Source organism: Nonomuraea sp. NPDC059023, assembly GCF_042740095.1.
In the GTDB taxonomy this organism is placed as follows: domain Bacteria; phylum Actinomycetota; class Actinomycetes; order Streptosporangiales; family Streptosporangiaceae; genus Nonomuraea.
On record NZ_JBHYIO010000013.1, the window covers coordinates 157,885 to 181,190 of the forward strand.

Below are 23,306 nucleotides of genomic sequence, written 5' to 3' on the forward strand. Positions count from 1 at the left end.
GCTTCATGCTAACCGCATCAGCCCTTGCCGCGAGTATCACCGTGGCGTTTATGAACGAACTGCATTGACTTGTCTAGCGCGTCCATTGACGAGCAATTTCCCGTCACATTGGAGCATCTGAACATTTCTCTTCGGAGCCCTTATGTGAGGAAATATCACTAAATCTGCTTCACCGGACGTCCAGAAAGGCGACACCATGAGTGTTCTCGCTCAGATCTCCGGCAATGTCACCGCCATAGGGTACGGCCTTGCCGCCATCGGCCCCGGCATCGGCGTGGGCATCATCTTCGGCCAGGGTGTGCAGGCCATCGCCCGCCAGCCCGAAGCCTATGGGCTGATCCGCCAGAACATGCTTCTCGGCTTCGTCCTCACCGAGGCCCTGGCTCTGATCGGACTGGTCGCGCCGTTCATCTTCCGGACCATCAAGTAATCGCGCACCAAGCGGAAATTGTTCTCCTGGCGAATACATAAGCAATATTCCGAATCTGACGGCACCGGCCGGACGGCCGACGTTCCCTCAGGACTGCCAGGCCTGGCGGAAACTCCGTCGTGCCCGCGCCAGCCTCGACTTGACCGTGCCCACGGGCACCTCCAGCAGCCGGGCGGCCGCCGCCTCCTCCAATCCTTCGAGGTCGCGCAGCATCAGCACGGCCCGGTGCTCGGGCGAGAGCCGTTCCAGGACGTCGCGGATGTCCACCGCGCTCTCCACGTCCTGCCGCGACGGCAGCTCGGCCAGCTCCGCGGGCCTGGCGCGGCCGTCGCGTCTGGCGATTCTCACCGCTTCCCGTACGGCTATCGCCCGCGCCCAGCCGTACAGCGCCTCGGGCTCACGCAGCCCGCGCAGGTTCTTGAAGACGGCGATCAGCGCCTCCTGGACGGCGTCGGGTCCGCTGTCGAGCGCGATGGGGCCGCAGATCCGGCCGAGGTACGGCGTCAGCTCGTTCAGCAGGTCGCTCATCGCCATGGTGTCCCCGCGCTGTGCGGCCAGGACCAGTTCGGCCGTCACCGGGCCCGCTCCTCGATCCGGGCGGCCAGCCGCGCCAGCGCCTTACGCCCGGCCGACCGCACGCCCAGCGGCACCAGCGCGGACTGTCCCGGCACACGAAGGCCTCCGGTCTGCGCGACGAGCGTGCCACCGGGTACGGCCGTCGCCGCCAGGCCGACCAGCAGGAACCTGGACTGCATCCAGCACCAGCCCGGTCGCAGGTCGACGGCGAACCGGGCGCGCATGCCGTACCTGCTGCGAGCCTTTGCGACCAGCCGCCCGTGGCCGTCGTCGGCGACGATCCGCAGGTGCCGCATGTCCGGCTCGAACGTGCCGAACTCTCGCTCCAGGTCGCTGGCCACCTCCCAGATCCGCTCGAAGGGGGCGGGGATGACGCGCTCGGCGACATGCGCGCCCGGGATGGCGGCGGCCAGCGCGTGCAGGCGCCGCACCGGGTCCAGATCAACGACAGGCCAGTTCATATACGTCCAGAGGCGGCGAGGTTCCCAAAGGTTCCATGGAACCATCCGGGAATTCGCCGCCTCCCTGAGGGCATGAACACCACACGTCTCGGCGCCTTCGTCGCCGCCATCCTGGTCGTTGACGCCCTGGCCCACCTGTACTGGCTCATCTGGCCCGCTTCCGACCCCCGTGCGCTGTCCATGGCCGTCCTCAACATGGACGTGCCCTTCACCCCCCGGATTCTGCTGCCGCTGATCTTTCTGCTGAGCGCGGCGGCGGCCGCGATCGTGGCGGTCTCCAGGGGCCGGGGCGGATGGCCGGCGAAGGCGGTCGCGCTCGCCCTCGGGGCGGGGCTGCTGGCGCGGGGCGTGGTGGGACTGGTGTGGTGCCTCGGCTTCGGCACGGACACCGGCACGCCGTTCTACTGGCTCAACCTCCTGCTCTACACACCTGTCTGCCTGATCTCGGCCGGCGCGGTGGGCCTCATCCTGGCGCGTACGCGGAAGACGGTTGTGCGGGTTTGATCAGCGCACCGCGCCGCTACGGGACGTCCCCCGCGTGGTCGACGATGCCGGCGGCCACCTGAGCCACCGCGAAGATCACCTCGCCCTCGGGCAGCGCGCCGCCGTACGGCGGCGGCGCGGCCGATCCGCCGACGTAGACGGTGCGCCCGCCGAGCAGGACGTAGGTGTCCGGGTCGATGATGACTTCCCGGCGTATTCCCTCGCCGTCGATGTAGATGCCCACTCCTTCCCTGCCCAGCAGGTCGCTCACCTTCTCCACCCCGACGCCGTCCAGCTGCGAGAGGACGGTGTAGAGAGCGGCACGCAGGCGAGCCGCGGGAGCGCCCTCCTGGAGGATGGTCAGGACCTGACCGAACACCGCCTGCGCCTCGGGCAGGGGGATGTCCTTCGTGTCCTTTCTCAGGCGTTCCCGCAGAACGGCCGGCTCCAGGGGGAGCGAACGCAGGTAGGCGGGGTCGAACCGGCGGCGGGGATCTTCCCCGCCCTGACGCCTGGTGATCGTCTCGCTGCCTTCGTTGCGCTGGGCTCTCTCCTTTCCGTCGCCCCGGGTCCACATTTCGGTGGTGTGCCGCGAGCCGGTCTCGGCTCCTTCCTTCGGCGACGCGGCCGGCGCGGGCGCTATCTTGGGCGATCGGTAGAAGTCTCTTCTGGCGTAGCCGCCGCGGCGGTCGGGGTCAGTGGGTGATGCCGCTGAGTTCGTTGGGACTGTTCGGGAGGGACGCGGTCTTGAGGATCTTGCCTGAGGCGAGGTCGATCGCGTGGAGTCGCTTCTTCGCCGGGTCGGTGACGTACACGCTCTGGGCGCGGACGAAGATGTTCGGGCGGGGCTGCTGCCAGTCCAGGGGCTCGGTCCAGGTGCCGAGGACCGGGATGGTCCTGACGACCTTGGCCGCCACCGGGTCGATGACGTGGATCTTGCCGTCGGTGCCGAGGACGAGGGCTTCGCCCTGCGGGCCGCGGGCCAGCGAGCGGAAGGTGTAGCTGGCGCCGAGCTCCACGAGCCGCAGCTTGCCGGTCTCGGTGTCGATGAGCGAGACGCGGGTGGGACGTTCGTTTTCGGCGTCGGGGTCGGTCTTGTAGTCGCCGAGGACGATCGGCGAAGCATCGGAGCCTGACTGGTTGCCGATCCTGCCGTACTTGTCCGGGCTCGCGATCTTGGTGAACTTGCCGTTCCGGTAGAGGAGCACGCCGTTCTCGCAGCCGACGACGACGGCTTCGTCCTTGGCGGTGGCCTCGCCGTGCACGCCGGGGCACTGCTCGCTGCGGGCGAGTTCCTTCCTGCCCTTGTCCAGGACGACGATGCCGTGGCGCTCCTCTTCCGTTCCGAGGGTGACGACGAGTTCTCCGTTCCCAAGCTTGATGGCCACGCCGTGGTGGGGGGCGGCGGCGGTGTAGACCTCGCCCTTGGGCAGGCCGTTGCCGAGCTGCGCGGGGTCGAAGAGGGTGACCTCGCCGCTGCCGTCGGCGAACAGGACCGTGGTGCCGCCGTGCCTGACCACGTGCCCCGGCTTGGCGGCCTTGAACTCGTCGTTCTTGAGCGCCGGGGAGACGGCGTCGAGCACGCGGAAGCCGGTGGCGGTCGAGACGAGCATATGGCGGTCGTCTCCGGCGGGGTTGACCCGGTTGTATCCGGCCAGCGGGATGTCCTTGGCCAGGCGGAGGGTCTTGCCGTCGAGGACGTACAGGCCTCCGGCGTAGGTGGCGACGAGCGGGTCGGCGACCGGGGGCGAGGGCGGGGCCGCCGCCCGCGTGGTCGTGCCGCAGGCGGTCAGGAGGAGACCGGCGGCGATGAGGGTCGGGAAACGCATGGTGAGGACACCTTTCATTGGAGGGATGTGACGATGGCCGTGGTGTTGGTGCGCATCATGTCCAGGTAGGTCGCGGCGCCCGGTTCGCGCCGGCTGAGCGACTCGGAGAACAAGGTGACGACGCGTACGTCCAGGCGGGTCTCCGAGGCCAGGACCTGGGCCAGGCGGTCGGGATGGGAGGAGTCGGCGAAGATCGCCTTGACCTTGGTGCGCCTGATGGCGTCCGCGAGCGACTTCAGGTCGGAGGCGCTCGGGGAGGCGAGTGTGGTGCCGCTGGGGATCACCGCCCCGACGACGTCGAAGCCGTACCTTTTGGCGAAATATCCGAAGACATGGTGGTTTGTCACTAGCTTTCGGTTGCCGGCGGGGATGGCGGCGATCTGGGTGGCCATCCAGGTGTCCAGTTCGGCGACGCGGCCGCGGTAGGCGGCCGCGTTCGCGCGGACCCGGGCGGCGTCGATGCCGTCGACCTCGGCGATGACGCGCTCGGCGATCAGGTCGACGGCCTTGGCGACCTGCCGCGGATCGGTCCAGAAGTGCGGGTCGGCGTCCGCGTCGCCGATCACGCCGTCGCCGACGGCGAGGGTGGGGACGGCGGCGTCGCGCGCGGCCCGGACGTTGCGCAGCACGCCTTCTTCCAGCCCGAGGCCGTTGTAGACGACGAGGGCGGCGTGTTCCAGCCGGGCGGCCTGCTGGGCGGAGATGCCGAAGGAGTGCGGGTCGGAGTCCGGCTTCATCAGCACGGTCACCTCGGCCTGGTCGCCGACGATGTTGCGGGTGATGTCGCCGAGGATGTTCGTGGTGACGACGATGCCCGCGCCGTTCCCGGTCCCCGTCGCGCAGCCCGCCAGAACGACGATCGCCAGGAGGGCGGCGACGACGCGGCTCATCGGCCGATCTCCGTCATGTACCGCGGCGCGAAGCCGAGCCTGAACGTCCGCGCCCGTCTGAGCCCGTCGTTGTAGTCGATCTCGTGGACGGCCTCGCGCGCGGGGTCGTTGACGTAGGCGCGGGCCGTGTCCACCTGGATGACGGGATTTTCCGGTACGGCGAGCAGCTTCGTGCGCGCTGTCCGCTTCCCCGAGACGGGATCGTGGGACTGGAGCGTTCCGTCGCCGGTCAGCGACAGGACGGGCAGGCCGTCACCGGCCGCGTTCACCGCGAGCACGCCCTTGCCCTTGATCAGCTTCCAGGTCGAGCGGGTCACGTCGAGCACCCAGATGCCCTGGTCACCGGCCTTGGCGGCGAGCGTGGTGCTGCCCGGCCGGTGACGGAACTCGGTCGCCCGCGTGCCGCGTACCGGATAGCCGATCTTCTTCGCCGCGAGGTTCCCGTCGACGACCAGGGCGCCGTCGGCGCAGCCGACGACGACCCCGCGGCGGGTCACGGCGGCGCCTTCCGGCTCGCGACATTCTTCGCCGATCGTGCGGACCTGCGCCCCGGCCCTGGTCTTCACGTGTACGGCGTCGCCATCGGCCACGAGCAGGTGCCCCGCGTAGGGCACGACGGGACCAGTCGCCGAGAGCCCGCCGATCTGGGCGATCTCCCCCTTGTCCAGGCGGGTCCGGTCGTACAGCTTGACCGTGCCCTCCCCGAACCGCACCGCCGTGACGGCCGTGTCGCTGAACGCCTCGTGCGGCCCCCGCCCGGCGACCTCGCCGAGGTCGCGAACCGCTGACCGGTAGTAGTGAACGTGGTCGCCGTGATCGACCATCCACGCGCCGCCATCGACGATCCGCAGCGCGCCGCCGGACAGGAACGCGTGCCGTCCGTCACCGGTGACGGACGTGACGTCCCCGGCCTCGCCCGCGGCGGTAACCTTCCCGCTGAGCAGGTCGAGGACGTGCGCCTTCGCGCCGTCGGCCAGGACGAGCCGGTACTGCGGCTCGGCGGTCTCCTCCGCGCCCGCCACGTAACCGTGGGGAGCGGCGTTCCCGGCGGGCTGGGCGGCGCATCCGGCCAGTACCAGCAGCCCCGCGAGGGCGGTCCTCATCACTGCGTGCGATTCCTTCCGGCGATTCCGCGACCGATGGCGGAGACGAAGAACAGAGCGACGGCGACGGCCGCGATCGTGGCCCCGGCGGCCGTCCCGGCGTGCCACGACACCACCAGCCCCGCCGCGGTCGAGACGACACCCAGCACCGCGGCGCCCAGCATGATCATCGGGATGCGGTTCGCCCACAGCGCCGCCGCCGCGGGCGGCGCGACCAACAGGCCGAAGACGAGCAGGGTGCCGACGATGTGGAAGGACGCGACGATCGCCAGCGTGAGCAGGCCGAGCAGCAGCACGTGGGCCAGCCGCGGCCGCATGCCCAGCGTGTGCGCCTTACGCGCGTCGAAGGCCAGCGCGACGAACAGCCGATGACCCAGCAGCGCGACCAGCGAGCAGACGCCGAGCGCGACGGCCAGATGGACCAGATCCCGCGGCCGCACCCCGAGGACGTCTCCGAAGAGGAACGCGGTCAGATCCACCGCGAACGACTCCGAGTGCGACACCACGATCACGCCGAGCGCGAGCATCCCGGCGAACAGCAGGCCGATGCCGGTGTCCTGCGACAGCTTCGGCGACCTGCTGATCGCGCTCACGCCGAGCGCCATGGCACCGGCGCTCACCAAGCCGCCGACCAGGACATTGACCCCGATCAGCGAGGCGACCGCGACCCCCAGCAGCATCCCGTGCGACATCGCGTCGCCCAGGAAGGCCATACCGCGCAGCACCACCCACGTCCCCGCCAGGGCGCAGATGAGGGAGACGAGGATCCCGCCCATGAGGGCATGCCGCACAAACGACACCTGAAACGGATCTAGCAACCAATCCATGGCAAAGCACTCTACAATGAAAACCATTATCAAATTCAACTCGGAGGTGTCCGTGACCGTCGTGATCAGTGATCTCAGTGCCGGGTACGGCAGGCGGACCGTCCTGCACGGCCTCGACGCCCGCTTCCCGGGGCCGGGCGTCACCGCCGTGGTGGGGCCGAACGGTTCCGGGAAGTCGACGCTGCTGGCCGTACTGGCCGGAGTCGTCAAGCCGCTGGCGGGAACGGTGTCGCGGGACGGCGGCAGGCGTCCCGGCTACGTGGTTCAGCGCAGCCAGGCGTCCGACACCCTGCCCATCACGGTCCGGCAGACGGTGGCCATGGGCCGGTGGGCACGTCGTGGCGCATGGCGGCCGCTGTCCCGGCGGGACTGGGCGGTGGTCGAGGCGTGCATGGCCCGGCTGGGCATCCAGGACCTGGCGGGCCGCCGCCTGGGCGCGCTGTCGGGCGGGCAGCGGCAACGCGCGCTCCTGGCCCAGGGGCTGGCGCAGGAGCCGGACCTCCTGCTGCTCGACGAGCCCGCGACAGGGCTCGACGCGGAGGCTCAGCAGCACATCTCCGACGTACTCGACGAGGTACGCGCCGACGGAGCCACGGTGATCCACGCCACCCATGACCTGCGCACGGCGAAACGCGCGGACCACTGCCTCCTGCTCGACCAGGGCCGCCTCACCGCAGAGGGGCCCCCGTCCGAGGTCCTGACCGCCCAACGCCTGGGCCCGCTTCCCTGATCGAAGCGGCACCCCCGAGCGCGAGCAGCCGGAACCCGCCCCAGCCCGCGCACCCCGAGCGACGGCCCGATCCTGAGCTCCACGGAGCCGGAGTGCACGCGGGCGAACCTATGGGGATTGCGTTTGACCGGGATCATGGCTGATCGAGATCATGTTCCGTTATGAGGCGTAGATGGGTGATTGCGACGTTGACAACGGTGCTGGCGGCCAGCGGGGGTGTAGCGGCGGCGGACAGCGTCGATCCGCCGGAGGCGGGCGCGCCTACCGGTGCCGACGGCGCAGTGAAGCATGGGGCCTCGCCACTGCCCCCACCCAAGGGGGCATGGCCGAAGTCCGGGACCCTCACGGTCTATCTGTGCGCAAAGGACAGCGCGCTGCCGGGTTGTCGCGGCAGGGCGGCGACGGCGGAGCAGAAGAGGCGGCTCGAAAGGCTCCTCAAGCGGCTGCCCGGTGTTTCCGGGCTACGGTTCGAGGATCAAGAGGAGGCCTACCGGAACTTCCGCGATAAGTACCGTGACAACAAGCCGCTGATCGCAGCCGCCCGTAAAAGCGACATGGCCGAATCGTTCAGGGCCAAGGTCGAGGTCGTGAACACCCGGCAGACCGACAGACTGGCCAAGCTGAATGGAGTCGCCTCTGTCTATGCGTGGAGAACAGACTTCTGGGTCGGCAAGGCTCACGCGAAGGTCAGTCTCTGCGCTCCGTCGAATGAGCCAGGACTCTGCGAGGGCCAGACCACAGACCCTGAGCGCGAGGCCATCTTCGAGGCCCTGAGAAATCTCCAGGGCGTGAAGAAGATCTACTTGGAGCCGCGCGAGCACGCGGCCAAGAACTGGCGGCGCGTCTTCGCCACCACCACCCTCAAGCCGAAGGTCATCGCATCGTTCTCCGGCGAGATCTTCCACCTCGTGCTTGCCAACCCGGCCGACCTCGCTCCGATCACCGCCGCACTCAAAGGGCTTCCCGGAGTGAAGGAGATCTCACTGCACCGCTGACACCGCCCCATGCGGCCGGCCACCTCGGTCAGGCGCCTGATGCGGCGCTGGAGCGAGCACCTCGCCTCGGTCCGCCACGTCACCGGTTACGTCCGCCCCGGGCTGGAGCTCATCTCGCTCGACCCCAAACTGAGCGCGACCGTCATCGGGCCCGAGGCGTTCGCGGACGAGGCGGCCATGACCATCAGCTCCCCGGCTGGCGGCCGTCGACGTCGGCGCGCTCAACCAGCTCGGCTGCTTCAACGCCCAGGTCATCTACACGGTCACCGATCCCGGGACGGCCGGCCGATGGGCCGCCTTGCTGTATGAGGAGATCCAGAAACTGCCCGAACAGGCCAGCACCCCCGCCAGGCGGTTCGACCCGGCGCTCAGATCCGACCTGCTCGCGCTGCGCACGAGCGGCGACTGGTACCACATCATCGGCGGCCGCGACGACGAGGGAGCCGTGATCGTCTCCCTGCTGCCCGAACCCGTCGGCTTCAGCGACGCCCTGTCCGGCAGGGTGGCCAACGTCGTCCCCGTCCCCACCGTGCGGGACGCCGCCCGCCGGATGAACGCCTACACCCAGACGGTGGGCGTCTATCCCGACTCGCTCAAGGCCCAGCTCAGGGACATCGTCCCGCTGTACGGCGTGCAAAGGCTGGTGTCACTCGGCTACGCCACCCACTTCCGCCCCGAACTCCCCCAGGACGCGATGGAACCACTGCGCCGCATGGTCAAGTGGATCGTCGACGAGACCTACGAGCCCGCGGACACCCCTCCGCTCGGCCACCTGCCGCCGCGGGAGGGGCGATGACCGAGCGCCTGGCCGAGGACTTCGACCACCTCGACCCCGCCTTCACCCCCGACGTGGCTCTGCGCGTCCATCGGAGCATCAGGGAACGCGGCCGCGTCGTCCGCTCCTACGCGCACGGTGGATTCTGGATCCTGTCGCACTACCAGGACGTGCGGAACGCCCTGCGCGATCACGAGACCTTCAGCTCGGCCTCCGGCGTCTTCTTCCCCCGAGCCGCCGGAACGCCGCTGTTCGCCCCGCTCGAATACGACCCTCCCGGGTGACCGCCGCGTTCGCCCGCCGGCTCAAGGAGGCCGGCAGCACCGTGGTCTACAAGGAGTACGGCACGGCCGACCACGACGTCACGGGCACCTCGTGGCCCGACGTGAAGGCGTGGCTGTCCCGGCACCTCTGAGGGCGGGGCGGCGGGCGGCCGGTCAATCGTCCGGGGGGCTGAGCCAGGCCTGGAGGCCGTCCAGGAACAGGTCGAGCCGGCGGTGGAGGAACTGCTGCGCTGCCTGACCATCGCCCACACCGGCATCCGCGCCGCCCTGCGGGACGTCGAACTGCACGGCCACCTCATCAGGAAGGGCGAAACGGTGGTCCTGGCGGCCAACGCCGCCAATCGCGACCCCGCCAGATTCCCGGCCCCGACACCCTCGACCTGAAGCGGCTGGCCGTCCGGCCGGAAGAGGTACCGATGCGCACCGACTCCAACATCTACGGCGTACGCGCACTACCGGTCACCTTCTAGACACCGATGGGCCGTAGCCATGAAGCCGATCGCGAGGCTCCCTCGGATTTCAGGTGTGGGGCATACCCTGCCGCACGAGTGGGAGGGCCAGGCCTGGCCCTCCCCGCAGGCCGAGTCCGCGTCTACTTCGGCATGAGGACCTTGTCGATGATGTAGACGGTGGCGTTGGCGGTGGGAACGTTGCCGCAGACGACCTTGGCATCGTTGACCGTGTAGGTCTCGTCGGAGCCCTTGGTCATCAGCTTGCCGCCCTGCAGGGTGGCGAGCTCGGCCTCGGCGAGGTCGGCGGGCGCGTTCTTCCCGGCCACGACGTGGTAGGTGAGGATCTTGGTCAGCGTCTCCTTGTCGGCCAGGGCCTTGTCCAGGGTGGCCTTGGGGATGGCGGCGAACGCGTCGTTGGTGGGCGCGAAGACCGTGATGTCCTTGGCCGAGTTGAGGGTGTCGACCAGGCCCGCCTTCTTGACCGCGGTGACCAGCGTGGACAGGACCGGGTTGTTCGAGGCCGCGGTGGCGACCGGGTCGTCGGCCATGCCGGTGAAACTGCCCTCCCCATCAGCCGGTACGGCGGAGCAGGCCGCGCCGAACGGCCCGTCGGCCATGGCGGAGCTGGTGGCCGGGGCGGGCTGAGTGGTGGTGGCGGCGGGCGCGCTGGGCGCGGCCGAATCGGTGGCGCCGGAGCCGCAGCCGGTGGCCACGATCAGGGCGGTGGCGGAGGCGGCGAGGATGCCGGAGTACTTCATGGGGTTCATCTCCTAGGTGATGGAATTACCGTGGTGAGAGGGGTGGCGGTCACGCGACGGTGACCACGATCGAGTGCCTGCCCGTGGCGCCGTCCGGGAAGGGCGGGACCCTGGTGGGCGGTTGGGTGCGGCCGGTGGTGTCGGTCGCGCGGACCTGGAGGGTGTGGGTGCCCGGAACCGCCTGCCAGGTCCAGCTCCACTGGACCCAGGTGTCGGCGCTGGGCGTGGCGGCCAGCCGTACCGGCTGCCAGGGGTTCTCTCCGACGCGGACCTCGACGGCGGCGACGCCGCGGTGCTGCGCCCAGGCGACGCCGGCCACCGTCACCGGGCCCGGGCGGAGGGTGGCGAGCGGGACGGGTACGTCGATCCTGGAGGCGGTCTTGATCGGCGCGTCGGTGGCCCAGCCGCGCTCGGTCCAGTAGGCCTGCCGCCGGTCGTAGCGGGTCGGGTGGAGCTCGACCACCCATTTGGTGGCGGAGACGTAGCCGTACAGACCGGGAACGACGAGGCGGGCGGGGTGGCCGCGCTCGGCGGGGAGCGGCTCGCCGTTCATGCCGACGGCCAGCATGGCGTCGCGGCCGTCCAGGATCGCGGCGAGCGGGGTGCCGGCGGTCCATCCGTCGGCCGAGCGGCTGAGCAGCTGGTCGGCGCCGGGCGGGATGCCGGCCTCGCGCAGCAGGGTGGCGAGTGGCAGGCCCAGCCAGCGGGCGTGGCCCGCGTACGGGCCGCCGACCTCGTTGGAGACGCAGGTGAGGGTGATGTCGCGTTCGATCAGTCCCCGCGCGAGCACGTCCGCCAGGGTGAGCTCGATCGTCGAGGCGCCGACCACGCGCAGGGTCCAGGTGGCGGCGTCGAGCCGGGGGACGGACAGGGCGGTGTCGACGCGGTAGAAGGCGGCCTTCGGCGTGGTGAAGGGGGTCAGTCCGGGGATGCGCAGATCGGTCCCGGGTGGCAGGGGTCTGGCCGGGCTCGCGGGTCTGGGCAGGGTGAAACGGGCACGTGGCGGTTCGGCGGGCAGCAACCGCGTGGCCAGCCCGCCCAGGCTCGCCAGCGCGACCACGCCGAGCCCGGCCCGGAGGATCCGCCGCCGTGCTGCCGGCTCTTCGGCGGGCGGGCGGGTCAGCGTGGTGAGGGTGAACGTGCCGGTCAGGACCGCGGCCAGGGCGGGCAGCAGATCCGTCGCGACCATCGCGGGCCGGGTCGCCGCGGCGAGCGTACCCAGGACGCCGAGCCCGGCGACGCCCGCCATCGCGAGGCCGCGCCGGTGGGCTGCCAGGACACCCAGCCCCGCCGAGATGGCCATCAGGGCCAGCAGGATGCCGCCCACCAGCACGGCCTTGTCCGCGGTCCCGAACGTGCGTACCGCGAACTCCTTCACCGGCGCCGGCGCCAGGTCGATCGCGGTCGACCCGATCGTCACCACCGGCGAGCTCTGCCCGCCGGTGAAGCGCGCGACGAGCTCCGCGACCGCCAGCGCGGCGGCCACGCTCAGCAGCCCGGCGCGAGCTGCGCGGATGACGTGGTGCGATTCTCGTCTCACGGCCGGTATTCGGAGCAGGCCGCCGACCGGCTTGGTCGGGCGCCGCCCAATCCGTGAACGGCGCCGCTCCGAATACAGGGACGTGACCAACAGCCGCGAGCGGAACGAGCCCGATCAGCACCGGACGGGCCCCGGGCCGGCGCCCCCGGTGCAGGAACTGCTGCGGCAGAGCGGCCGAGGCGACCGTGACGCCTTCGCCCGGCTCTATGACCAGGTCGCGGGGGTGCTGTACGGGCTCGTGCTCCGCGTCGTCCGCGATCGCGGCCAGAGCGAGGAGGTCGTCCAGGAGGTGCTGCTGGAGATCTGGCGGCAGGCTCCCCGATACGACGGCTCACGCGGCGGCGCGATGGCGTGGATGACGACCATCGCCCACCGGCGCGCGGTCGACCGGGTCCGTTCCGCCCAGGCCGGCGCCGACCGTGAGGCCGCGGCGGGACGGCGCGAGGCGGCCGGCGGCGACTACGACAGCGTCGCCGAGGCGGTCGAGGACCGGCTGGAACGCGAGCGGGTACGGCGCTGCCTCGGCGGTCTGACCGACCTGCAGCACCAGGCCGTGACGCTGGCCTTCTACGGCGGCCACTCCTACCCCGAGGTGGCCCAGCTGCTGGCCACGCCGCTGGGCACGATCAAGACACGCATGCGCGACGGGCTCATCCGGCTGCGCGACTGCCTGGGGGTGACGACGTGAAGGAGAACACCCACACGCTGTCGGGCGCCTACGCGCTCAACGCGCTGCCCGCGGAACAGGCCCGCGAGTTCGAACGCCACCTGGCCCGCTGCCCCGACTGCGCCGAGGAGACCCGGGGGTTGTGCGAGACCACGGCCCGGATGGCCGCGGCCGTCCGGCACGAGCCTCCGTCCGCCCTCAGAGCCCGCGTGCTGGAGGAGATCGGCGCCGTCCGCCAGGTGTCCCCGATCGTCCCCGCCGCGGTGGGCCGGGCCGGCCGCCCGCACGCGCGGCTGCTCGCCGGACGGGCCGCCGCCGCACTCCTCGTGGCGGCCGCGCTGGTGCTGGGAGTCCTGCTCGTACGCACCAACGACCGGCTGGCCGAGGAACGCGCCCAGGCCGGCCGGATCTCCGCCCTGCTGGCCGCACCCGACGCCCGCCAGGTGTCCGCCCGCGTCGGCGCCGCGACCGTCACGGCGATCTACTCCCCCGCCAAGGCGTCGGTGGTGCTCGTCACCGCGGGCATGCCCACGCCGCCGCCCGCCCACGACTACCAGGTGTGGCTCATCGGCCCGGACGCGATCAGGCCGGCGGGACTGATGCCCGGACGCCCGGTGCCGATGCTGGCCGGACCGGTCCGCGCGGGCGACAAACTGGGCATCACCCTGGAACCTCAGGGCGGCTCCCGGCAGCCCACCACACCACCGCTGACCGTGATCGCACTCAGGTCCTGATGAGGCTCGACAGAATAAAAATATTGCCATACACTTATTTCCATGCCGAGAGTCGCCGATCACGCACAGCGCCGCCGCCAGGTGGTGGAGGCCACAATGCGGGTCATCGCGGCACGGGGCATGGAAGGGCCCACGGTGGCCGAGGTCGCCGCGGAGGCCGGGGTCTCCGTCGGGCTGGTGCAGCGCTACTTCCCGACGAAGGACGAGATGCTGCTGCTGACCTTCGAGTTCCTCGGCGCGCGGCTGGTGGAGCGGCTCAAGAACGTCTGGGAGTCGGGTGGCACGGTCAAGGACCGCCTGCGCCGCTGCCTGCTCGAACTGCTTCCACTGGACGACGAACGCATCGCCGAGATCAGGATCTACCAGGTCTACTGCGGCAGGGCGGTGAGCAATCCCGCCCTGCGCAGGGTGCAGGTGGCGCTGTACTCCACGGCCCGGGCCGATCTCGCGGCGGCCCTCGCCGAGGCGCAGGCCGCGGGCGAGATCTCTGCCGCCAGGGACCCGGACGAGGAGGCGGCGGCGCTGTGGGCGCTGGTCGACGGGCTCGCGCTGCACGCTTGCGCCGATCCCGGCGGGCTGCCGCCGGCCATGGCCGAGCGCCTGGTCGACCGGCAGCTTGACCGCCTGTTCGGCTGAGGCCCAGCCTCGTGACTTGTTTTTGAACGAACGTCCAGCGATAGAAATTGGCCAAGCGTACAAGAAAGAGGTGAAGGCCATGACGGACACCGCGACGCAACTCCTCCCGCCGAGCGCGTATTTCAGCGCCGACTGGTACGAACGGGAGCAACTGCATCTGTTCGGCCGCACCTGGCGCTACGCCGGCACCACCGACGACCTCAAGGCGCCCGGTTCCTATCGGGCGCTGCAGGTGGGGCGGCACCCGCTGGCCGTCGTGCGCGGCAAGGACGGTGAGCTGCGCGCCTTCCACAACGTGTGCCGGCACCGCGGCACCGCCGTCCTGTCCGGCAGCGGGGTGGCGGACAAGCGGATCGTCTGCCCGTACCACAACTGGACCTACGGGCTCGACGGCTGCCTGCTGGCCGTCACCCAGCGCAACGAGGTCGACCCGCACCTCGACCGCTCCACGCTCGGCCTGCACCCGGCCTCGGTGGCGATCTGGCGCGGCCTGGTGTTCGTCCACCCGGACCCAGAACCGGAGCCGCTGACCGACTGGCTGGCCGACCTGCCCGACCGCATGCCGCCCTACGATCCGCAGCAGCTCGCCGAGGTGGTCGCCCCGCAGCAATACCACATCAAGGCCAACTGGAAGGTGTTCATGGAGAACGCCTTGGACAACTACCACCTGGGCTACGTGCACAAGGACACGCTCGTCGGCTACGACCACAAACGCCAGGAACAGTACGCCTGCGGGGACCGGCACTGGTTCTTCTACGAGCCGCCGCTGAAGCCCGGCCGGTTGACGCCCATGGAGGCCCAGGCCGGGCTCAGGCCGATCGCCACCGAACCCCGCTGGTACGGCTCCGCGTTCGGCCTGTTCTTCCCCAACCTGTTCGTGCTGTCCTCGGCCGTCTGGTGGTCGAGCATCGAGGTGATCCCCACGGGCCCCGAGACCACCACGTTCGAGATGCGCACCCGGTTCCTGCCCGGCCAGAAAGGCAGGCTCGCCGTGGCGGGGCTGAAGGCGGCCGTGGGCGAGCTGACCAGGCGGCTCCTGCGCAAGGAGCGTACCTACGACCTGATCGAGGAGGACGTCTTCTGCTGCGAAGCCGTACAGGTGGGCATCAGGTCGCCGCACTTCTCCGTCGGCCCGATCGCCTACCGCTACGAGCGCGGCATCCAGGCCTTCCAGCGCAACGTCCTCGACTACGTGCCGCTGGAGACGGGGCGGTGATCGTCACGGTGCCCGGCGGCCGGCTGGCCGTCGTGGTACGGCAGGGCGGCGCCGCCACGCCCGTGCTGTTCCTGCACGGGCTCAACAGCTCGGCCGACGTGTGGACCGCCGTCATGGGCCTGCTGCCGCGCGACCGCGCGCTGGCCGCCATGGACCTGCGGGGGCACGGCGGCTCCACTCGTGAGGGTTCCTTCGGGGTCGAGCGGCAGACGGCCGACGTGCTCGCGGTTCTCCACCGGCTCGGCTGGCCGAGAGCTCACCTCGTCGGCTCCTCGTACGGCGGCGGCCTCGCCCTGGCCGTGGCCGCCGCACACCCCGGCCGGGCCGCCACGGTGACGATGTTCGGCACCGCGCTCGACCCGGCTCCCGGCACCCTGAAACCGGCCCTGGACCTGCTGGCCCACGCCGGGGTCACGGGCTTCTTCGCCGCGATCGCCCCCGAGTGGACCTTCGCCCCCGGCGCCGATCCGGGCGTGGTGGCCGAGGCCAACCGGGTGGCCGCCGCGAACTGTCCGGCGGCTGTCGCCCGGCTGCTGGAGGCGGGATTCACCGCCGACTTCCGGCCGGCGGCGGCAGAGGTGGCCTGCCCGGTGCTCGTCGCGCGCGGCGAGCACGACAGGACCTGCCCGCACGAGGCCGCCGCGAAGACGGCGGCAGCGCTGGGCACCGAGCAGCACACCGTGCCGGGCGCCGGTCACCTGCCCATGGCCGAGGCGCCCGAGCCGACCGCCGCCCTGATCGCGAGCACCTGGAGGCGGCGATGAGGGACGGCCCGGCGACAGCGGCCGGCCAGGCGGCGCGTGTGGGCGTGGGCTTCCGGGTGGGCCTCGCCGCCAGCTCCTTCGGCGTGCTGGCGGCGCTGCTCACCCCCGCGCAGATCCTGCTGCCGCTGCAGGCCGCCGAGCTGGGCGGCGCGTCCAAGGCGGGCACGCTGGCGCTGGTCTCCTCCTTCGGCGGCCTGGCCGGTATCGTCGCCGCCCCGCTGGTCGGCATGGTCTCCGACCGCACCCGGTCCAGGTACGGCAGGCGCCGTACCTGGGTGCTGGCCAGTGCGGCGGCCGGGGCGCTCGGGCTGGCCGGTCTGGCCGCGGCGACCAGCGTCCCGGCGCTGATCCTGGCCTTCGGCGTGCTCCAGATCGGTATCGGCGGCGTGATCGCCAGCTCGCTCGCCCTCGTCTCCGACCAGGTGCCGCGGCGGCAGCGGGGCGAGGTCTCCGCGGTGTTCGGCGTGGCCGGCGCGCTGTCCCCCGTCTTCGGCGCCTGGGTGTTCAGCCTGCTGGGTGGCGACGTGCCCCGCGCCTACCTGGTGCTCGGCGTGCTGATGCTGGGCGGCGGGCTCCTGCTGCTGGTCACCGTCCGCGAGCCGTCCAGCAGCTCGGACGCGGTCCGCCCGTGGGACTGGCAGGAGTGGCTGGCCTGTCTGCGGCTCAGCCCGCGCCGCGACCCCGACCTCGGCTGGATGTGGCTGACCCGGTTCCTGGTCTTCCTCGGGCTCGCGCTCTCGCTCGGCTTCGGCCTCTACTGGGTGCAGGAAGTACTCGGTCCCGGCGCCGGACCCGCCGAGGTGGCCGAGTACATCGCGGTCTCCACCACCGTGTACGCGCTGGTGGCCGTGGTCTCCGGGATCGTCGCCGGCGTCGTCTCCGACCGGCTGATGCGCAGGAAGGCGTTCGTCGTCGGCGCCGGGCTCGTGCTCAGCGTGTGCTCGGTGGCCAACCTGGCCTGGCCGACGTGGACGGGCATCCTCGTCGTCGCCGCCGTCACCGGGCTGGCCTTCGGCGTCTACTCGACCATGGACCTCGCCGTCGCCGCCGACGTGCTCCCCCGCGCCGGCGAGCGCGCCCGCGACCTGGGCGTGCTGCAGAGCGCCAACACCTTTCCCAGCCTGGCCGGACCGGCGCTCGGCGCCGTGATGTTGTCCGGCGCCGGATTCACCGGCCTCTACGCCGCCGCCGCGCTGTGCATGGCCGGCGCCGCCTTCACCGTCACCCGGATCACCGCGATCCGCTAGCCGAAGGAGTACACCGTGCGATTGAGCCTCAGCTTCAGCGGGTTCGGGCCGCTGCCGCCCACGCTGCGCGCGGCCGCCGCGGCGGAGGCGGCCGGGCTGGACGGCGTGTGGATGTGCGAGCACCTCGGCTTCACCGACGCCGTGGTGCCCGCCGCCGCGGTGCTGGCCCGCACCGGCCGCCTTGAGGTGGGCCTGGTCGGGCCCGCTCCGATCGCCCGGCATCCCGCGCTGCTGGCGATGGAGCTGGCCTCGCTGGCCGCGCTCGCCCCCGGACGGGTCCGCGTCCAGGTCGGGCTCGGCGACGCCATGCTGGCCGGCATGCTCGGCGGCGACCACCGCCAGGGCCTGCGCGTCGCCGGAGAGCTGGTCGAGGTGCTGCGGCGGCTGCTGGCCGGGGAGAGCGTCGACGGGGAACTGGCCGGGCACCGCTTCGCCGGCTGCGCCATCGCCGCGCCGCCGGTGGCGCCGGTCATCGACCTGCTGGCCGTCCGGCCGCGCATGCTGGATCTGGCGGGGCGGGTCGCCGACGGCGTCTCGCTGACCGCCGGCGCCTCGCTCGGCTATCTGGCCGCCTCCGTCTCCTCGCTGGTCAAGACTCTGGCCGGGGCCGGGCGCGACCGGGCGGACTTCCGGATCTCGGCGACCGTGCTCGGCGCGATCGCCGAGGACGAGGAGAGCGCCGCGGCGATGCTCGTGCCGATCCTGGCCGGGTTCAGCCCGTCCGGGTTCGAGGTGACCGCGCCCGGCCTGTTCGACCCCGCCGCGCTGGCGGACGCCCGAGCGGGGCGGATGCCGATGGCCGGGCTGCTGACCACCGCCGCCGTGGCCGAGCTGGCTCTGGTCGCCACGCCGGGCACGCTCCCCGCGGCACTGGCCCGCCTGGCCGCGACCGGGATCGACGAGGTCGCGCTCGGCCTGGTCAACCCGCCCGAGCAGCTGCCCGGCCTGGTGGAGTCACTCGCGAAGGCCAGGCCATGACCTACACCCTCGCCGACCTGGTCGTCCCCGACCCCTATCCGCTCTACCGGGAGCTGCGCGAGCGCGCGCCGGTCCATCGGGTACGCGACGGCCTCTGGCTGATCAGCCGGTACGCGCACGTGCGGGCCCTGCTGCTCGACCCGCGCGCCACCAGCGATCCGTCGGCCCGGCCCGACTACCGGGACTGGGCCGAACGGCACCTCGACGGGGTGGACGGGCCGGTGGCCCGCTGGCAGCGCTCGATGTTCGTCTTCATGGACGACCCCGAGCACCGGCGGCTGCGGCAGCTGTTCCAGCAGGCGTTCACGCCCGCCTCGGTGCACGCGCTCCGGCCCCGGCTGGAGGCGGCGGCGGCCGGATTGGTGAAGGCGGCGGGAACCTCCCTGGAGGTGGTGTCGGAGTTCGCCCTGCCGCTGACGACCGCGCTCATCGGCGAGCTGCTCGGCGTGCCGGAGGAGGACCGCGCCGCCTGCGTGCGCAGGGCCGAGATCACCGGGCGCACGCTGGCGCCGGTCGTGCCGCCCGAGGCGCTGGAGGCGGCCGCCGAGTCGCTGGCCGAGTCGACCGGCTACTTCCTCGGCCTGGTCGAGCGGCGCAGGCGGGAGCCGCGCGAGGATCTGCTGACCGCGCTCACCGCGGTCATGACGCCGCAGGAGGCGGTCTCCAGCGCCCTGCTGCTGTTCAACGCCGGGCACGAGACGACCACCGCTCTCATCGCCAACGCGGTGCACGTGCTGCTCGGACATCCCGGCCAGCTCGATCTGCTGCGGGCCACGCCGTCGCTGCTGGCCGGCGCGGTCGAGGAGGTGCTCAGGTTCGAGCCGTCCTTCCAGTTCGGGGCCAAGGTGACCCGCGCGCCGATCGAGCTGGACGGGGTCACGATCCCGGCCGGGGCCGTGGTCGTCCTGCTGGGCGCGGCGGCCAACCGGGATCCGGCCGAGTTCCCCGACCCGGAACGCTTCCTGATCACCCGCACGGAGGGCAGGCACCTGGCGTTCGGGATGGGCATGCACCACTGCCTGGGCGCGCCGCTGGCCCGCATGGAGGCGCAGGTCGCGCTCGGCGCGCTCCTGGCCGCCTGGCCGTCCTTCGAGGCCGGTCCGGGTGAGCCGGTGCGAGCGGCTCCGGCCGGCGCGCTGCGCACCCTCGAACGCCTGCCCATCAGGAGGTGCTGAACGATGAACATGACGACCCGCGTGGCCGTACCGGCCGGGGGCGGCGCTGCCGTACGGGGAAATGTCAGGGAGGATCTCGCCCGGCATCTCGCCTCGGGCGGCGACAGCGCGTTGCACCACTCACCGGAGGCGGCGCTGGCCGCCATCCGCGCCGCCGGGCTGCGCGGCCGTGGCGGCGCGGGCTTCCCGGTCGCCGCGAAGATCGAGGCGGTCCGGGCGGCGAGCGGGCCGCGCGTGCTCGTCGCCAACGGGGATGAGGGCGAGCCGGCCAGCGTCAAGGACCGCTACCTGATGCGCACCCGCCCCCACCTGGTGATCGAGGGCATGCTCCTCGCCCGCCGCATCGTGGGAGCCGACCGCGCGATCATGTACGTCTCCGACGGGCCCTCTGCTCGTTCGGTACGGCAGGCGCTGGCGGAGCGACCGGCACCGATCGAGGTTTTCGACGCCGAGCCCGGATTCGTCAGCGGCGAGGAGACCGCGCTCGTCCGCGCGATTAACGGCGGCCCGGCCAAGCCCACGGCCAAGCCGCCCCGGCCCTACGAACAGGGCGTCGCCGGCCGTCCCACGCTGGTGCTCAACGTCGAGTCGCTGGCCAGGACTGCGCTGCTGACCCGGTTCCGGCGCAGCGGCCTGCTGGTGACGCTCTCGGGTTCGGGTGGCGCGCCGGTGCTGACGGAGGTCCCTCACGGGGTACGGCCGGCCGAGCTGGCCGCCCGCTTCGGCTTCGACGCCCGCCGGGGCTTCCTGGCCGGTGGCTTCTCCGGCGGCCTGCTGCCGCCCTCGGCCGGGGACACACCGCTGACCCACGAGGCCATGCGCGCGATCGGCAGCACACTCGGCTGCGGCGCCCTGGTGGCCATCGGCCGCGACGACTGCCCGGTCGCGGCCGCCGCCGACGTGCTGGCCTTCTTCGACCGGGCCAACGCCGGCCAGTGCGGAAGCTGCTTCAAAGGCACCAGCGCCATGGCCGGGGCCGTTGAGGCACTGCGCGCCGGAACGGCGGTCCCCGAGCAGGTGGAGCGGTTGGAGCAGTGGGCGGCGCGGCTGCGCGGCCGGGGCGCCTGCGGCACGCTCGACGCCGCCTGCCTGACCGCGGACAGCCTGCTCCGCCACTTCCCGCAGGAGATCCGGCACCACCTGGCCGAGTCGTGCGCGCGCTGCGCCCGGCTGCCGGTGGGCGCCGACACCCGCTTCCGGGTGCACCCACCCGAACCCGAGGAGGACTGACGGATGCGCGTGAACGTCGACGGCACCAAATGCGCCGCCTACGCGCTGTGCGCGGAGATCGCGCCCCAGGTCTTCGACCTGGACGACTTCGGCTACGCCGTGGCGACGCGGGAGGACGTCCCGGCGGAACTGGAGGCGGCGACCGGGGAGGCCGTCGAGGCCTGCCCCGCCCAGGCGATCCGCCGCCTTTGACCGCTGGCGGACCAAACCAAGGGAGTGTGACATGAGCGACGACGAGCGGCGTATCCGCGAACTGCACGACGGCTGGGTGACGGCCAACGGCACCGGTGACATCGGCTGGCTGCGTGCCCATCTGGCCGGTGACGACTTCGTCATGTGGAACACGCTGGGCAGCAACTTCTTCGGCCTCGACGGCATCGTCGGGCTCTGGAAGCAGCTGATCGCGATGGCGGGCGAGGCCGTACCCCGGAAGGTCGTCTCGCGGGCGTGGGACGAGCGGATCACGGTCGGCGGGGACCTGGCCGTGGTCAGCTACCTGTGCCGGCTGACCGTCGACTTCGGGCCACGCGGCGAGGAGGCGGGCGGCGACCTGGACCAGCGCTACCGCGCCACCGAGGTCTACCGCCGGCGCGACGGCGACTGGAAGATGATCCACTACCACGGCTCGCCGCACGAGCCCGGCGTCATGGGCGGGTCATGACCTTCTCCGTGGCCGCCCGCTGCGCGCGTACCGGCCAGATGGGTGTCGCGGTGGCCTCGCACTCCCTCGCGGTCGGCGCGGTGGTGCCGTGGGCCCGTGCGGGCGTGGGCGCCGGAGCCGCCCAGGCGCTCACCGACCCGCGGTACGGCCGGCGACTGCCGGAACTGCTGGCCACCGGCCTGACGCCCCGGCTGGCGCTGAAGCTCGCCATGACCGATGACGGGAGCGCCGCGCTGCGCCAGATCGGCCTCGTGGACGTCCATGGCCGCACCGCCGGGCACACCGGCGGCGGTTGCGTGGCCCACGCGGGCTGGCGGGCCGGCGCGGGCGTCGTGGCCCAGGGCAACATGCTCGCCGCCGACGGGTTGTGGGACCTCATGGCCGACCGGTTCACCGGCACGCCGGGCGAGCTGGCCGACCGGCTGCTGACGGCCCTGCGTGCCGCCGACAAGGCGGGTGGCGACGTGCGCGGCAGGCAGGCCGCGAGCCTGCTGGTCGTGGACGCGACGCCGGCGGGCGGCGTCCTGCTCGACCTGCGCGTCGACGACCACCCCGACCCGCTGGCCGAGCTGGAGCGCCTGCTCGGGCTCTGGCGCGGCGACCGCCTGATGCGCTCGTCCATCGACGCCATGCTCGCGGGCGGCGACCCGGAGCCGATCCTGGCCGATCTCGACCTGGCCCAGCAGGCCTTCGGCGCGGGCAACAGGGAGCCCTCGTTCTGGCGGTGCCTCGCCCTGGCCGCCGCCGACGAGAGCCTGCTCGACGAGCTCGTCCGGGAGAACCCGGGCTGGGGCGAGCTCTATCGCAGCATCACATCCACCGTAGAGAGGACATCATGCTCGAAATCAGTGTCACCAGCGACGTCGGCCGGCTCCGGGACGTGATCGTAGGCCCCTCCAAGGCGTTCACCATGGAGGACCTCATCACCGAGGCGGAGGCCGACGGCCATGACGGCGACGAGGAACTCCTCACCGAGATGCTCGCCCGCTACTCCATCGAGGCCCCCGACCCCACGATCGCGGCCAAGCAGCACGCCCAGCTCATCGCGGTACTGGAGGAGCACGACGTGACCGTCCGCTGGGCGGACCCCGTCGACTGCGCCGTCCAGATGTACACCCGGGACATGGGCTTCGCCATCGACGACGTCTTCTTCCTGGCCCGCCCGGCCACCCCCACCCGGCGGCGGGAGCAGTCGGCGTTGCTGAGCCTGCACTCGCGCATGTCCAAGGTACGCGCGCTGGACGCCGGCTTCATCGAGGGCGGCGACGTGCTGGTCACCCCCTCCGAGGTGCTGGTCGGCATCGGCGACAGTACCGACGAGGAGGGTGTCGAGGCGCTGCGCCGGGCCATGGCCGCCGCCGGACTGTCGCGCGAGGTGGTGCCGATGCGCTTCACCCACCGGGCCGTGGTCCACCTGGACGTGCACTTCACCCTCGCCTCGCCCGAGGTCGGCCTCGTCAGCCCCGCCGCCTTCGACGCCGAGAGCCTCGACCACCTCCGCAACCGCTTCGAACTGATCACCGTGACACCGCAGGAGGTGCGGGCGCTCGCGGTCAACACGGTCGCGCTCGGACCTGACCGGCTCATCATCCAGGCCGGGCACGAGCGGCTCGAGGCCGAGCTGTCCCGGCGCGGCATCACCCCCGTACCGGTCGAGTTCTCGGAGGTCACCCGCTTCCCCGGCGGCCTGCACTGCGCGACGCTCCCGCTGGTCAGGGAGTAGGCAGGTCGTGGCCGGCCTCGACGCCGTCGCCGGGCATCTGCGGAACACCCGGTTCAGGTTCACGCCGCCGCGATGCTCGGAATCGGCCGGACCACGTGGTATCGCCGGCTCAAGGAGCTCGGCTTCGACTGACCGCTGTTCC

The 23,306-nt window shown here is 71.9% G+C and carries 30 protein-coding genes and 1 pseudogene; 22 read left to right on the plus strand and 9 right to left on the minus strand.

Translation table 11 applies throughout. The features are described 5' to 3' along the window. The first annotated feature begins 196 nt into the window (after positions 1–196). Complete coding sequence (gene atpE, locus ACFWYW_RS23265) at positions 197–430, plus strand: ATP synthase F0 subunit C (RefSeq protein WP_379612604.1); 234 nt, start codon at positions 197–199, stop codon at positions 428–430. Between the two features lie 87 nt (positions 431–517). Here the strand turns inward: atpE and ACFWYW_RS23270 are convergent, their stop codons facing one another. Together ACFWYW_RS23270 and ACFWYW_RS23275 are read right to left on the minus strand one after the other, a co-directional pair. Further along, positions 518–1,006 carry an RNA polymerase sigma factor gene (locus tag ACFWYW_RS23270; protein WP_379612605.1) on the minus strand — a complete coding sequence of 163 codons (489 nt, stop codon included), beginning with the start codon at positions 1,004–1,006 and terminating at the stop codon, positions 518–520. Beyond that, the gene (locus ACFWYW_RS23275) at positions 1,003–1,467 is read right to left on the minus strand and encodes a hypothetical protein (RefSeq protein WP_379612606.1); all 465 of its coding nucleotides are present in this window, start codon (positions 1,465–1,467) and stop codon (positions 1,003–1,005) included. Before ACFWYW_RS23275 ends, ACFWYW_RS23270 begins: the two co-directional genes overlap by 4 nt. A gap of 72 nt (positions 1,468–1,539) precedes the next feature. Here ACFWYW_RS23275 and ACFWYW_RS23280 point away from each other — a divergent pair, with 72 nt between their 5' ends. After that, positions 1,540–1,971 carry a DUF3995 domain-containing protein gene (locus tag ACFWYW_RS23280; protein WP_379612607.1) on the plus strand — a complete coding sequence of 144 codons (432 nt, stop codon included), beginning with the start codon at positions 1,540–1,542 and terminating at the stop codon, positions 1,969–1,971. 16 nt (positions 1,972–1,987) lie between these two features. Here the strand turns inward: ACFWYW_RS23280 and ACFWYW_RS23285 are convergent, their stop codons facing one another. From ACFWYW_RS23285 to aztB, 5 genes are all read right to left on the minus strand, one after another. Next, positions 1,988–2,527 (minus strand): hypothetical protein, encoded by a 540-nt coding sequence (locus tag ACFWYW_RS23285; RefSeq protein WP_379612608.1) that lies wholly within the window; start codon positions 2,525–2,527, stop codon positions 1,988–1,990. 118 nt (positions 2,528–2,645) lie between these two features. Then, a complete protein-coding gene (gene aztD, locus ACFWYW_RS23290) occupies positions 2,646–3,779 on the minus strand; it encodes a zinc metallochaperone AztD (protein ID WP_379612609.1) in 1,134 nt (377 codons plus the stop codon). A gap of 14 nt (positions 3,780–3,793) precedes the next feature. Next, on the minus strand, positions 3,794–4,669 hold the full coding sequence (gene aztC, locus ACFWYW_RS23295) for a zinc ABC transporter substrate-binding protein AztC (protein ID WP_379641059.1): 876 nt from the start codon (positions 4,667–4,669) through the stop codon (positions 3,794–3,796). Next, entirely contained in the window at positions 4,666–5,772 is a 1,107-nt protein-coding gene (locus tag ACFWYW_RS23300; RefSeq protein ID WP_379612612.1) for a hypothetical protein, read from the minus strand. The genes aztC and ACFWYW_RS23300 overlap by 4 nt, the downstream gene beginning before the upstream one ends. Then, complete coding sequence (gene aztB, locus ACFWYW_RS23305; RefSeq protein ID WP_379612613.1) at positions 5,772–6,599, minus strand: zinc ABC transporter permease AztB; 828 nt, start codon at positions 6,597–6,599, stop codon at positions 5,772–5,774. The genes ACFWYW_RS23300 and aztB overlap by 1 nt, the downstream gene beginning before the upstream one ends. A gap of 52 nt (positions 6,600–6,651) precedes the next feature. Between aztB and aztA the strand changes: the two genes are divergently transcribed. The 6 genes from aztA (at position 6,652) to ACFWYW_RS23335 (ending at position 9,767) form a co-directional block, all read left to right on the plus strand. After that, complete coding sequence (gene aztA, locus ACFWYW_RS23310; protein ID WP_379612614.1) at positions 6,652–7,329, plus strand: zinc ABC transporter ATP-binding protein AztA; 678 nt, start codon at positions 6,652–6,654, stop codon at positions 7,327–7,329. A gap of 176 nt (positions 7,330–7,505) precedes the next feature. Then, positions 7,506–8,324 carry a permease-like cell division protein FtsX gene (locus tag ACFWYW_RS23315; RefSeq protein WP_379612615.1) on the plus strand — a complete coding sequence of 273 codons (819 nt, stop codon included), beginning with the start codon at positions 7,506–7,508 and terminating at the stop codon, positions 8,322–8,324. Between the two features lie 196 nt (positions 8,325–8,520). Next, positions 8,521–9,120 (plus strand): acyl-CoA reductase, encoded by a 600-nt coding sequence (locus ACFWYW_RS23320; RefSeq protein ID WP_379612750.1) that lies wholly within the window; start codon positions 8,521–8,523, stop codon positions 9,118–9,120. Next, positions 9,117–9,383, plus strand: coding sequence for a hypothetical protein (locus ACFWYW_RS23325; protein ID WP_379612616.1), 267 nt, complete (start codon positions 9,117–9,119; stop codon positions 9,381–9,383). The genes ACFWYW_RS23320 and ACFWYW_RS23325 overlap by 4 nt, the downstream gene beginning before the upstream one ends. Further along, positions 9,380–9,514: a hypothetical protein gene (locus ACFWYW_RS23330; RefSeq protein ID WP_379612617.1), complete on the plus strand. Its 135-nt coding sequence runs from the start codon at positions 9,380–9,382 to the stop codon at positions 9,512–9,514. Before ACFWYW_RS23325 ends, ACFWYW_RS23330 begins: the two co-directional genes overlap by 4 nt. A gap of 82 nt (positions 9,515–9,596) precedes the next feature. Further along, the gene (locus ACFWYW_RS23335; RefSeq protein ID WP_379612618.1) at positions 9,597–9,767 is read left to right on the plus strand and encodes a cytochrome P450; all 171 of its coding nucleotides are present in this window, start codon (positions 9,597–9,599) and stop codon (positions 9,765–9,767) included. A 208-nt stretch (positions 9,768–9,975) separates the two neighbouring features. Here the strand turns inward: ACFWYW_RS23335 and ACFWYW_RS23340 are convergent, their stop codons facing one another. Continuing rightward, the gene (locus ACFWYW_RS23340; protein WP_379612619.1) at positions 9,976–10,602 is read right to left on the minus strand and encodes a fasciclin domain-containing protein; all 627 of its coding nucleotides are present in this window, start codon (positions 10,600–10,602) and stop codon (positions 9,976–9,978) included. 40 nt (positions 10,603–10,642) lie between these two features. After that, positions 10,643–12,133, minus strand: coding sequence for a molybdopterin-dependent oxidoreductase (locus tag ACFWYW_RS23345; RefSeq protein WP_379612620.1), 1,491 nt, complete (start codon positions 12,131–12,133; stop codon positions 10,643–10,645). A gap of 82 nt (positions 12,134–12,215) precedes the next feature. Between ACFWYW_RS23345 and sigK the strand changes: the two genes are divergently transcribed. The 14 genes and pseudogenes from sigK to ACFWYW_RS23415 all read left to right on the plus strand — a co-directional run. After that, positions 12,216–12,821 carry an ECF RNA polymerase sigma factor SigK gene (gene sigK / locus ACFWYW_RS23350; RefSeq protein ID WP_379612621.1) on the plus strand — a complete coding sequence of 202 codons (606 nt, stop codon included), beginning with the start codon at positions 12,216–12,218 and terminating at the stop codon, positions 12,819–12,821. After that, entirely contained in the window at positions 12,818–13,534 is a 717-nt protein-coding gene (locus tag ACFWYW_RS23355; protein ID WP_379612622.1) for an anti-sigma factor domain-containing protein, read from the plus strand. Before sigK ends, ACFWYW_RS23355 begins: the two co-directional genes overlap by 4 nt. A 42-nt stretch (positions 13,535–13,576) precedes the next feature. Continuing rightward, the gene (locus ACFWYW_RS23360) at positions 13,577–14,170 is read left to right on the plus strand and encodes a TetR/AcrR family transcriptional regulator (RefSeq protein ID WP_379612623.1); all 594 of its coding nucleotides are present in this window, start codon (positions 13,577–13,579) and stop codon (positions 14,168–14,170) included. Positions 14,171–14,249: 79 nt separating this feature from the next. Continuing rightward, complete coding sequence (locus ACFWYW_RS23365) at positions 14,250–15,386, plus strand: aromatic ring-hydroxylating dioxygenase subunit alpha (protein ID WP_379612624.1); 1,137 nt, start codon at positions 14,250–14,252, stop codon at positions 15,384–15,386. After that, entirely contained in the window at positions 15,383–16,150 is a 768-nt protein-coding gene (locus tag ACFWYW_RS23370) for an alpha/beta fold hydrolase (protein WP_379612625.1), read from the plus strand. The genes ACFWYW_RS23365 and ACFWYW_RS23370 overlap by 4 nt, the downstream gene beginning before the upstream one ends. Beyond that, positions 16,147–17,397 carry an MFS transporter gene (locus tag ACFWYW_RS23375; RefSeq protein ID WP_379612626.1) on the plus strand — a complete coding sequence of 417 codons (1,251 nt, stop codon included), beginning with the start codon at positions 16,147–16,149 and terminating at the stop codon, positions 17,395–17,397. The genes ACFWYW_RS23370 and ACFWYW_RS23375 overlap by 4 nt, the downstream gene beginning before the upstream one ends. A gap of 15 nt (positions 17,398–17,412) precedes the next feature. Next, a complete protein-coding gene (locus ACFWYW_RS23380; protein ID WP_379612627.1) occupies positions 17,413–18,375 on the plus strand; it encodes an LLM class flavin-dependent oxidoreductase in 963 nt (320 codons plus the stop codon). Next, the gene (locus ACFWYW_RS23385; protein ID WP_379612628.1) at positions 18,372–19,550 is read left to right on the plus strand and encodes a cytochrome P450; all 1,179 of its coding nucleotides are present in this window, start codon (positions 18,372–18,374) and stop codon (positions 19,548–19,550) included. The genes ACFWYW_RS23380 and ACFWYW_RS23385 overlap by 4 nt, the downstream gene beginning before the upstream one ends. A 3-nt stretch (positions 19,551–19,553) precedes the next feature. Then, the gene (locus ACFWYW_RS23390) at positions 19,554–20,780 is read left to right on the plus strand and encodes an NADH-ubiquinone oxidoreductase-F iron-sulfur binding region domain-containing protein (RefSeq protein ID WP_379612629.1); all 1,227 of its coding nucleotides are present in this window, start codon (positions 19,554–19,556) and stop codon (positions 20,778–20,780) included. A 3-nt stretch (positions 20,781–20,783) separates the two neighbouring features. Beyond that, positions 20,784–20,972: a ferredoxin gene (locus tag ACFWYW_RS23395; protein WP_379612630.1), complete on the plus strand. Its 189-nt coding sequence runs from the start codon at positions 20,784–20,786 to the stop codon at positions 20,970–20,972. Between the two features lie 31 nt (positions 20,973–21,003). Next, positions 21,004–21,441, plus strand: a complete 438-nt coding sequence (locus tag ACFWYW_RS23400; RefSeq protein WP_379612631.1) for a YybH family protein — start codon at positions 21,004–21,006, stop codon at positions 21,439–21,441. After that, positions 21,438–22,325 carry a DUF1028 domain-containing protein gene (locus ACFWYW_RS23405; protein ID WP_379612632.1) on the plus strand — a complete coding sequence of 296 codons (888 nt, stop codon included), beginning with the start codon at positions 21,438–21,440 and terminating at the stop codon, positions 22,323–22,325. The genes ACFWYW_RS23400 and ACFWYW_RS23405 overlap by 4 nt, the downstream gene beginning before the upstream one ends. Then, positions 22,277–23,164 (plus strand): dimethylarginine dimethylaminohydrolase family protein, encoded by an 888-nt coding sequence (locus ACFWYW_RS23410; protein WP_379612633.1) that lies wholly within the window; start codon positions 22,277–22,279, stop codon positions 23,162–23,164. The genes ACFWYW_RS23405 and ACFWYW_RS23410 overlap by 49 nt, the downstream gene beginning before the upstream one ends. 60 nt (positions 23,165–23,224) lie before the next feature. Then, positions 23,225–23,296, plus strand: a pseudogene (locus tag ACFWYW_RS23415) (helix-turn-helix domain-containing protein); the annotation flags it as partial. Positions 23,297–23,306: the final 10 nt, after the last annotated feature.

Coding starts and splice junctions, on each gene's coding strand:
- atpE (WP_379612604.1), top strand. CDS start 197: ATGAGTGTTCTCGCTCAGATCTCCGGCAATGTCACCGCCATAGGGTAC.
- ACFWYW_RS23275 (WP_379612606.1), bottom strand. CDS start 1,467: ATGAACTGGCCTGTCGTTGATCTGGACCCGGTGCGGCGCCTGCACGCG.
- ACFWYW_RS23280 (WP_379612607.1), top strand. CDS start 1,540: ATGAACACCACACGTCTCGGCGCCTTCGTCGCCGCCATCCTGGTCGTT.
- ACFWYW_RS23285 (WP_379612608.1), bottom strand. CDS start 2,527: ATGTGGACCCGGGGCGACGGAAAGGAGAGAGCCCAGCGCAACGAAGGC.
- aztD (WP_379612609.1), bottom strand. CDS start 3,779: ATGCGTTTCCCGACCCTCATCGCCGCCGGTCTCCTCCTGACCGCCTGC.
- aztC (WP_379641059.1), bottom strand. CDS start 4,669: ATGAGCCGCGTCGTCGCCGCCCTCCTGGCGATCGTCGTTCTGGCGGGC.
- ACFWYW_RS23300 (WP_379612612.1), bottom strand. CDS start 5,772: ATGAGGACCGCCCTCGCGGGGCTGCTGGTACTGGCCGGATGCGCCGCC.
- aztB (WP_379612613.1), bottom strand. CDS start 6,599: ATGGATTGGTTGCTAGATCCGTTTCAGGTGTCGTTTGTGCGGCATGCC.
- ACFWYW_RS23325 (WP_379612616.1), top strand. CDS start 9,117: ATGACCGAGCGCCTGGCCGAGGACTTCGACCACCTCGACCCCGCCTTC.
- ACFWYW_RS23340 (WP_379612619.1), bottom strand. CDS start 10,602: ATGAACCCCATGAAGTACTCCGGCATCCTCGCCGCCTCCGCCACCGCC.
- ACFWYW_RS23360 (WP_379612623.1), top strand. CDS start 13,577: ATGCCGAGAGTCGCCGATCACGCACAGCGCCGCCGCCAGGTGGTGGAG.
- ACFWYW_RS23365 (WP_379612624.1), top strand. CDS start 14,250: ATGACGGACACCGCGACGCAACTCCTCCCGCCGAGCGCGTATTTCAGC.
- ACFWYW_RS23375 (WP_379612626.1), top strand. CDS start 16,147: ATGAGGGACGGCCCGGCGACAGCGGCCGGCCAGGCGGCGCGTGTGGGC.
- ACFWYW_RS23385 (WP_379612628.1), top strand. CDS start 18,372: ATGACCTACACCCTCGCCGACCTGGTCGTCCCCGACCCCTATCCGCTC.
- ACFWYW_RS23390 (WP_379612629.1), top strand. CDS start 19,554: ATGAACATGACGACCCGCGTGGCCGTACCGGCCGGGGGCGGCGCTGCC.
- ACFWYW_RS23395 (WP_379612630.1), top strand. CDS start 20,784: ATGCGCGTGAACGTCGACGGCACCAAATGCGCCGCCTACGCGCTGTGC.
- ACFWYW_RS23400 (WP_379612631.1), top strand. CDS start 21,004: ATGAGCGACGACGAGCGGCGTATCCGCGAACTGCACGACGGCTGGGTG.
- ACFWYW_RS23405 (WP_379612632.1), top strand. CDS start 21,438: ATGACCTTCTCCGTGGCCGCCCGCTGCGCGCGTACCGGCCAGATGGGT.
- ACFWYW_RS23410 (WP_379612633.1), top strand. CDS start 22,277: ATGCTCGAAATCAGTGTCACCAGCGACGTCGGCCGGCTCCGGGACGTG.